The sequence below is a fragment of the uncultured Dialister sp. genome, assembly GCF_900541605.1.
In the GTDB taxonomy this organism is placed as follows: Bacteria; Bacillota; Negativicutes; order Veillonellales; family Dialisteraceae; genus Dialister.
Genome location: NZ_UQKJ01000085.1, coordinates 1 through 8,027 on the forward strand (window position 1 = coordinate 1; position 8,027 = coordinate 8,027).

Genomic DNA, 8,027 nt, shown 5'->3' on the forward strand with positions numbered 1-8,027 from the left:
AATCTGACAACGATTTAATCAGTGCTTCCCTAGCAGTTGGAAGCCCCGCCCTAAATGACTACCCGCAAAACGGATAATCCTGGTGAAATCGGCGGTTTCGCCGCAGTCCCTCAATTCTCTTCACTCAATTCTCAATTCTATTTTTCCCCTCCTCCTTCGCATCGGCCCGGTAGCGGATGGAGAAGTAGATGAAGAAGAGCAGGGCTCCGGCGAAGCCGGCGAGGGCGGTGAGCTGGGCGCTCTTCAGGCCGAAGGCCAGGGTGCCATAGTCGCCGCGGAAGTACTCTAGGAAAAACCGGAGGATGGAGTACAGCATGATATAGAGGCAGAACGTGGTGCCCCGGGCATGTTTCGAGCAGGCGTACCAGAGGAGGAGGCCCAGAATGATGAGGTCCCCCTGGCATTCCCACACTTCCGCCGGCCACAGGGGCTGGGCGCCGTAGGTCTGGTAGGCCAGGGTGGTGGAGGGGTAGAGAATGCCGAAATCAGCGCCCGTGGGATGGCCGAAGGCATCGCCGTTCATGAAATTCGCAATCCGTCCGATGGCCTGACCGAAGATGATGGCCGGCGCCACGATGTCCGCAAACTGGAGGGCCGGAATGTGATGTTTCCTAAGGAAAATATAGGCAGCGGTGCAGGCAAAGATGACGCCCCCCTGAATGGCCATGCCTCCCTGCCAGACGTAGGGGATTTCCAGGAGGTGGTTGTGGTAGTAGCCCCAGTCAAAGAAGAAAACATCCCAGAGCCGGCCGCCGATGATACCCACGAAGGCAATGGTGAGGCCCAGGTCAAACATGATTTCATGCCAGCCCCGGCCGTCTTTCTTCAGAAGGTAATAGGCCATGACGCAGCCGAAGATGATTCCCAGGGAAAAGAATATCCCGTAGAAGCGGATAGGAAATCCGCCGATAAATGTAACATACTGATGCATTTAAACTGACTCCTTTTGGATACAATGGTTGGAGGTACGAGTGTACTCGTGGGACCTTGAATTTTTAGCCATACTCCTTAAGCTGTATAGCCGCTTCGCAGTAAATGCACCCCTTCAGTCGCTTGCGCGACAGCTCCCCCGGAGGGGGAGCCGAGTAACATGCAGCTTGCTCCCCCCTCCGGGGGAAGCCCCGCGAAGCGGGCAAGGGGGGTGCATTTGCCGCGAGACGGCTGATCAGTTTTCCTGGAAGCTGGCAGCCCCGTGCTGATGATCCCAGCCGTAAGAATGCAGCTTCTGCGGCGAAGCCGCTGGACCTCAACTCTCAACACTCAAATCTCAATTTTCTTCAGTGCCATACTGTCTATTATACAATACAGCCACAGGGCAGGTTGGAATTTATATAAATATAGTACTTTTTCTATCAATTGTAAATAATGAAATAAAAATGAGCTTATGTGCAGGAAAATACATATAAGATTCATTTCAGACTAATAATAGAAATATTTTATACCTATAGGGGGTATATGTAAAGAAAGGACGGACTTAATAATTGATAACGGGGAAAAGTGTTTCTTTCATCGATAAAATCGAGCATTCATGACTTCTCAGCAGAGCTGGTATTATTAAACAACAAATTTATTGAGAATAATTATTAGATAAATGCTAATATTTTTTTATTTTTTCTGACAGGAAACTATTGAATTTTCTCAATCTCATGGTATGATGTTCATAGGACGTTAAGTTCATTGGAGAACTTATCTCAGCTGTACCCAAGGAAGCCGGCATATAACAACAATAATAATGGACGGTTCTGCCAATAATAAAAATAACAGAGCAGAGAAGGCAGCTGAATTTTTTTTCGCGCCCTGCGCGTTTTCCTTTTTGGGAGGTACCATTATGAGAAACTGTGTATTAATCATTGAACATGATCCCAGTGTAAGCCGCTTCATGCAGCTGAAGCTGGAAGAAGCCGGTTTTACAACCCTTGTAGATAATACGGGTGATTCCGCTGTGGACCTGACAGGTCAGAGACAGGCCGATATCATTGTCCTGGACCCCGATGAACCCATGAAAAATGGTCACGACATTCTGGGAAAGGTGAGAGAAATCAGCAGCATTCCTGTGATTTACCTCTCCTCCGACAGCAGTGTGGATGCCAAGGTGGATGCTCTGAACGCCGGGGCCGACGATTACCTGACAAAGCCCTATGCCACGAAGGAACTGGTTGCCCGGATCCATGCAGCCCTCCGCCGTCATGAGGAACCGAAAATCATCGTAGATCCTGCCTATACCATCGGTGACCTTTCCATTTATCCGGACCGCCACGAAGTACGGGTGGGGGATGAAATCATCGACCTCACAAAGAAGGAATTCGACCTTCTCCTGTTCCTGGCAAAGAATAAGAACCGGGTCATCAAACGGGAAGAAATCCTGGAAAAGGTCTGGGGTTATGGTTATGCCGGCAAGACAAACATTGTGGATGTCTATGTACGGTACCTCAGAAGCAAGATTGACGAGAAGGTAGGAAAGAAGTATATCCATACGGTCCGCGGCATTGGATACGCAGCAAGAGACTGATTCCATGATCCAGCAGGTGATTGTGGTAGAAGGGAAATCGGATATTGCCCGGGTGGGCATGGCAGTAGATGCGGACATGATTGCCACCGGCGGATTCGCCCTTACAGGAAAAACCATCGAGAAAATCCGGAATGCCTATGAAAAACGGGGCATCATCATCCTGACTGATCCCGATGGACCGGGGGAACGGATCCGGCAGCGGCTTACAAAGCTGTTTCCGAAAGCCCTTCATGCCTTTGTGCCCAAGTCAGAAGCTTCTACGGAAGATGACGTGGGCATCGAAGATGCTTCCCCGGAATCCATACGGAAAGCCCTGTCTACGCTTCGTATCCGGCAGATGGAAGATTCCCATCTCTTTTCGGCGGCTGACCTCTTTGAAGCCGGCCTTACGGGACAGGCCGATTCTGCCTCCCGGCGGGCAAAAGTGGGGGCCCTTCTCGGCATCGGGTACGGCAATGGCAAGCAGTTCGTGAAACGGCTGAACCACTACGGCATTACCCGGGAAGAGTGGAAAAAGGCCGTAGAAGCCTGTGAGGAGGGATCATCATGCTAGAAGCCAACCTGGCAGACCGACAGGTGGTCCAGTACATCATCAAGCGGTTTGGCATCCATGCCAAGCACAAACTGGGCCAGAATTTCCTTATCCGCCCCGATGTGGTGGCAGCCATTGCGGAGGCGGCGGAACTGGGAAAGGGAGTGCCGGTTATGGAAATCGGTGCCGGCATCGGCACCCTGACCCAGGGGCTGGCGGAAACCGGCGCCGATGTGACGGCTTTCGAGCTGGATCACAGCCTGGAGCGGGTCCTTTCCCATACCCTGGAGCACTATAAGAATGTCCATATTATCTACGAAGATGTGCTGAAGGCGGATCTGAAGACCATTCTGGGAGACCGGGACTGGCGGTGTGCGGCAAACCTGCCCTATTACATCACCACCCCCATCCTTCTTTCCCTCATCCAGTCGGACCTTCCCATTTCTCTCTTCGTCTTCATGATGCAGAAGGAAGTGGCAGACCGGATTCTGGCAGAGCCGGGGTCCAAGGATTACGGAGCCCTCACCCTGGCGGTGAACTTTGACTGCACCTCGGAACGGGTACTGGACATCCCGCCCACCGCTTTCATCCCGAGACCCCAGGTGACATCAACGGTCCTGAAACTCCGGCGGAGAAAGGAACCGGCGGTGGCCGTGAAGGACAGGAAACTCTTCTTCCGCCTCGTAAAGATGGGCTTCGGCCAGAGACGCAAAGTATTCACCAACGCCATGAAAGCCGGCGGCATTCCGGCGGAAACGATCCCGGTGATCCTCGAAAAAGCGGATATCGACGGCAAGCGGAGAGGGGAGACCTTCTCCATGGAAGAATACGGACGGCTCGCAGATGCATGGTTCGATGAAATCCATAAGGAATGATGAAAAAGCAGGAGGAATTCCTCCTGCTTTTTTGCGCTATGCGTACCCCCCATCTCCAGGGAGCTCCATGCCTGCGGAATATCTCACAACGTAAACCCTTCTTTCAAGGTTTCCGGTAAGCACGTGCCCCTTCTCTAAGGGCTGCATGCTTTTGGAATAGTTCACAATGGACATAAACTCTTCTTTCGAGATTTCCGGTAAGCACGTGCCCCCTTGGAGAAGGGGGCAGCCCGGAGAGCGGGGGATGGATCCGCCTCGGAGAGGCGGAATCTGCGAAAGAAGAAGAGGGGGCATTCGCCGCGAAGCGGCTATTCTGTTCATACCTTTACAAACAGCCATACCGGCGCTATAATAAAACCAACGCAGGGAAAGAGACTACCTTTTTCTGATGCCCTTAGAGAAGAGACGGCTGGTGAAAGTCTTGGCAGAAGGAAAAGTTTCCACTCAGGAGCGGCCGGTGACGAACCGGACGGTTTGTGACCGATATCAACTTCGAGCTGGCTTAGGCAAATTGGGTGGCACCGCGATGACTTCGTCCCATGGAGGGGAGAAGTCTTTTTTTATTTCCATTGCTTTCCATGCCGTTTCCGGAATGTCCATTTCTAAAGGAAAAAGGACAGATCCAGCGGCAAATTTGATACAGGGAGAGATAGTTATGTTAGACATCAAGTTTATTCGTGAACATGCTGATGAGGTCAAGAAGAATCTGGTAAACCGCCACAATCCCTTTGACCTGGATGAAGTGCTGGCGCTCGACGAAAAGAGAAGACAGCTGCTGCAGGAGACAGAAGCGCTGAAGAGCGAAAAGAATGCAGAATCCAAAAAGATTGCCCAGGCTAAGAGAAATGGGGAAGACGCAGCTGATGCCATCGCTTCCATGAGAGAAGTGGGCAAGAAAATCGCCGCCATTGATAAGGAACTGGGAGAAGTGGAAGGCAAGCTGAACGAACTGCTGCTCCATATCCCGAATATGGCTGATAAATCTGTTCCCGTAGGCAAAGATGACTCTGAAAACCCGGAAGTCCGCCGCTGGGGTGAAATTCCGAAGTTTGATTTCCCCATCAAAGCTCACTATGAGCTGGGAGATACCCTTGGCATCCTCGATGCAGAACGGGCCGGCAAGGTATCCGGCGCCCGCTTCTATTTCTACCTCCAGGGCGCTGCCCGCCTGGAAAGAGCGGTATACAACTTCATGCTGGACCTTCATACCCAGCAGAATGATTATACCGAAGTCATTCCGCCCTATATCATCAACGGCAAGTCCATGCAGGGCACCGGCCAGCTGCCGAAGTTTGCCGATGATATGTACAAGGTGGAAGGGGAAAACATGTACATGACCCCGACTGCCGAAGTACCGCTGACCAACTATTTCGCCGGTGAAATCCTGGATGGCGATATGCTTCCTGTCCACCTTACCGCCCTCACCCCCTGTTTCCGTAAAGAAGCGGGCTCCGCAGGCAAGGATACCCGTGGCCTCATCCGGCAGCACCAGTTCCATAAAGTAGAAATGGTAAAGTACTGCAAACCGGAAGACAGCTGGGATGAACTGGAAAGCCTCACTGCGGAAGCAGAAAAGGTGCTGCAGCTCCTGAAGCTTCCATACCATGTGGTTTGCCTCTGCACCGGAGATATCGGATTCTCCTCTGCCAAGACCTATGACCTGGAAGTATGGATGCCGGCACAGAATAAGTACCGTGAAATTTCTTCCTGCTCCAACTGCCTCGATTTCCAGGCCCGCCGCGCTAACATCCGTTTCCGCCGCACCCCTGGAGCAAAGCCTGAATTCGTTCACACCCTGAATGGTTCCGGCCTTGCTGTAGGCAGAACGGTAGCAGCTATCATGGAAAATTACCAGCAGGCCGATGGCACCATCAAGGTCCCGGATGTACTGGTTCCGTACATGAATGGCGTAACGGTGATCGGAAAGAGAAACGGTTTCCCCAGCTCCAAACCTGTAGAAAAGAAATAACCCGTTAGGTGATAAGCCCAATCGGGCGGGGTTTATACCAGCAGGATTGAGGTAATCAGCGCTTCCCCGGCTCCCTCCTATGGGGGAGCTGTCAGCGAAGCTGACTGAGGAGGTGCATTTGCCGCGCTGTGGCTGACCCGCTTTCCTGACAGCTGGCAGCTGGAAGCTCCGTATTATTGACTCCAACCATATAACGGTATAAAAAAAGAACTGTGAGACATTCATCTCACAGTTCTTTTTTATCTTACCATCAGTCTTTATAAATGGATTCCATAGTCATGGGCAGGTCGTTGTTCACACCCTTGGAGAGAATGAACTGGCCCACATCCAGGACGCCGGTACGGAAGCCTGATTCGCAGCCCCTGAGGTAAATATCCCAGAGCCGTTTGAACCGGTCATCGTATTTTGCAGGAAGCTGATCCTTGTGGGCATTGAATGCTTCTGCCCAGAGGTGGAGGGTCTTTGCATAATGGCGGCGGAGGCTTTCAAAGCCGATGAGCCGGAAATCAAAGAGAGGAATATTGTTCACTGTTTCCCGAATGCCCGGTACATAGCCGCCGGGGAAAATGAACCGGGTCATCCAGTTGTCCGTCTCCTTTTCCTGGGGATCCATGTTGAGGATGGAGTGGAGCAGGAAGAGTCCGCCTGGTTTCAGGAGTTCCGAAACTTTATGGAAATAGAGGGGCAGGTATTTCTTGCCTACGTGTTCGAACATGCCGATGGATACGATTTTATCGAACTGGTAATTATCGGCATCCAGGTCCAGGTAGTTTTCCAGGATTACATCGCACTTGCCGTCCAGTCCTTCTTTATGAATCCTTTCTTTTGCAGCCTTGTACTGCTCTTCGGAAAGGGTGATGCCGTAGGCATGGACGCCGTATTTCTTCGCTGCGTAAATGATGAGTTCGCCCCAGCCGCAGCCGATATCCAGCAGTTTTTCACCGGGCTTCAGGAATAGCTTCCTGAGGGACAGGTCGATTTTATTCATCTGTGCTTCATAGAGGCTGTCGTTATCATGCTTGAAATAGGCACAGGAATAGGTTCTCGTGGGGTCCAGGAAGGAATCGAACAGTTCGTTGCCCAGGTCATAATGGGCATGGATGTTGGATTTTTCCCGTTTTTCTTCTTCCTTGATCAGTTTCTGGCGAAGGGAGCCAAGGTGATAGGGGAGGGTGATCGGGTCTTTTTCAAAGGCCGTAGCCACGATATCGTCCAGGTTTCCTTCGAAATCAACAATACCATCCACATAGGCGGAACCGATGAGTACATCCAGGTCCGCTTTCAGGTCAGAAGCAGAGAAGTTTGGTTCCCTGTTAAAAATCACCTTAAATTTTGGCGCTGTGGATCCGTAATTCTTCTCGGTTCCATCCCAGTAACGGACAGTGAACCCACCTTTTTTCCACAGCTGCAACGCCATGTTAAGAGCTTCTTTTTTAAACATAAGGCACCTCCTGATTTAGTTGCTGCATCTAATTATTATTATAGCACTTTATCTTAGAATGAGCTCATTTTATGCCTATTTTGATTTCGTATGCCTTTAATATATAGCAGAATCGTTGCGTAAATGAGAATGGTCGGCTTGAAGAAGCTGGCGTACCTGTGAACGCAGGGGGATGTGGCTGAAGGTACGTGCGAACGCACGGGGGCCTCCAGCTGTTAGCGGCCAGGAAAATTCATCAGTCTGCGGCGCGGCAGACTGCCGAATGAATGATTGGGGTGCCGCAGGCTGATGAGTCTTTCTGGTGTTACATCTCAAGCATATTTGTGAAAACTCTACAATACCCTACATGGTCAATTTGAATGAAGTCGTATGCGAGACTATTCCTAAGTATGCAGGCCCTTGGAAAAGGGCCGCGCCAAAGGCGCAGGATGGATCATGGGAACGGGTGAACAGTTCTTCTTTGGAAGATTTCTGCCCATGCAGGGCATCCATCCCCTGCCCTTTGGGCTGCCCCCTTCTCTAAGGGGGCACGCTTTTTACTTATAGAGTCATTTGATATTTAATACGTAATACGTTCAGTAAATTCTGCACAAATTATGGCTGATATTATTATTCTGAATATGTTTGTGACGATTCACTGACAGCAAAAAGCCAGGGAAGCGCTGATTAATTCGCAGAGTCCGATTATACATGTATTTTCA

Annotated in this window: 6 protein-coding genes; 4 read left to right on the forward strand and 2 right to left on the reverse strand. The window is 50.9% G+C overall.

What is annotated here, in order from left to right:
• Positions 1 to 124 precede the first annotated feature (124 nt).
• Positions 125 to 931 carry a prolipoprotein diacylglyceryl transferase gene (gene lgt / locus QZR21_RS06635; protein WP_296099434.1) on the reverse strand — a complete coding sequence of 269 codons (807 nt, stop codon included), beginning with the start codon at positions 929 to 931 and terminating at the stop codon, positions 125 to 127.
• Positions 932 to 1,828: 897 nt separating this feature from the next.
• Here lgt and QZR21_RS06640 point away from each other — a divergent pair.
• From QZR21_RS06640 to serS, 4 genes are all read left to right on the forward strand, one after another.
• Positions 1,829 to 2,509: a response regulator transcription factor gene (locus QZR21_RS06640; RefSeq protein WP_296974503.1), complete on the forward strand. Its 681-nt coding sequence runs from the start codon at positions 1,829 to 1,831 to the stop codon at positions 2,507 to 2,509.
• A 4-nt stretch (positions 2,510 to 2,513) separates the two neighbouring features.
• On the forward strand, positions 2,514 to 3,062 hold the full coding sequence (gene rnmV, locus QZR21_RS06645; RefSeq protein ID WP_296099426.1) for a ribonuclease M5: 549 nt from the start codon (positions 2,514 to 2,516) through the stop codon (positions 3,060 to 3,062).
• The gene (gene rsmA, locus QZR21_RS06650; RefSeq protein ID WP_296099423.1) at positions 3,056 to 3,916 is read left to right on the forward strand and encodes a 16S rRNA (adenine(1518)-N(6)/adenine(1519)-N(6))-dimethyltransferase RsmA; all 861 of its coding nucleotides are present in this window, start codon (positions 3,056 to 3,058) and stop codon (positions 3,914 to 3,916) included. Before rnmV ends, rsmA begins: the two co-directional genes overlap by 7 nt.
• Positions 3,917 to 4,571: 655 nt before the next feature.
• Positions 4,572 to 5,885: a serine--tRNA ligase gene (gene serS, locus QZR21_RS06655; RefSeq protein WP_296099420.1), complete on the forward strand. Its 1,314-nt coding sequence runs from the start codon at positions 4,572 to 4,574 to the stop codon at positions 5,883 to 5,885.
• A 250-nt stretch (positions 5,886 to 6,135) separates the two neighbouring features.
• Here the strand turns inward: serS and QZR21_RS06660 are convergent, their stop codons facing one another.
• The gene (locus QZR21_RS06660; RefSeq protein ID WP_296099417.1) at positions 6,136 to 7,326 is read right to left on the reverse strand and encodes a cyclopropane-fatty-acyl-phospholipid synthase family protein; all 1,191 of its coding nucleotides are present in this window, start codon (positions 7,324 to 7,326) and stop codon (positions 6,136 to 6,138) included.
• Positions 7,327 to 8,027: the final 701 nt, after the last annotated feature.